Here is a 719-nt window from a genome sequence, read left to right as displayed (position 1 = left end):
AAACCGCGTTTACCTCGGTGCAGATCGATCAGTGGGTCGCACCGGTAGCGCTCTATCCTGACCCGCTGCTTTCTCAAGTATTAATGGCTGCCACCTATCCGGGCAACGTAGTGCAGGCTGTGCAGTGGTCACGGGATAACCCAACCCTACAGGGCGATGCGGCCATCCAGGCGGTCTCCGGTCAACCCTGGGATCCGAGCGTGAAGTCGCTGGTTGCCTTCCCGCAGCTAATGGCGCTGATGGGTGAGAACCCCGAGTGGGTACAAAATCTTGGGGATGCATTTCTCGCCCAGCCGCAGGCGGTGATGGATTCCGTACAGCGATTGCGCCAGCTAGCTCAGCAGACCGGCGCACTAAAATCGACGCCGCAGCAGACGGTAAGCAGCACGCCGAAGAAAGCGACCGCACCTGCAACGGTGCAAAGCAGCAGCGCGCCCACCCCTGCCCCGACGGTGATCAAGATTGAGCCTGCCGATCCGCAGGTGGTTTACGTCCCTAACTATAACCCCGCGACGGTCTACGGCAGCTGGCCAAACACGGCCTACCCGCCGGTTTATCTGCCCCCACCTCCCGGCCAGCAGTTTGCAGAGAGCTTTGTCAAAGGCTTCGGTTATAGCCTGGGCGTTGCCACTACCTATGCCCTGTTCAGCAGCATCGACTGGGACGATGACGATCATCACCATCACGATGACGATCACCATGATGACGGCTACCACGAT

The 719-nt window shown here is 59.7% G+C and carries 1 protein-coding gene; it reads left to right on the top strand.

What is annotated here, in order from left to right:
- Positions 1–719: DUF3300 domain-containing protein (locus tag FN633_RS12610; protein WP_154058934.1), on the top strand; the 719-nt coding region annotated here is incomplete at both ends.

It is taken from the genome of Pseudescherichia vulneris (assembly GCF_902164725.1).
Taxonomy (GTDB): Bacteria; Pseudomonadota; Gammaproteobacteria; order Enterobacterales; family Enterobacteriaceae; genus Pseudescherichia; species Pseudescherichia vulneris.
Note: the sequence above shows the minus strand (reverse complement) of the source record. Positions and strands in the feature narration are given on the sequence as shown.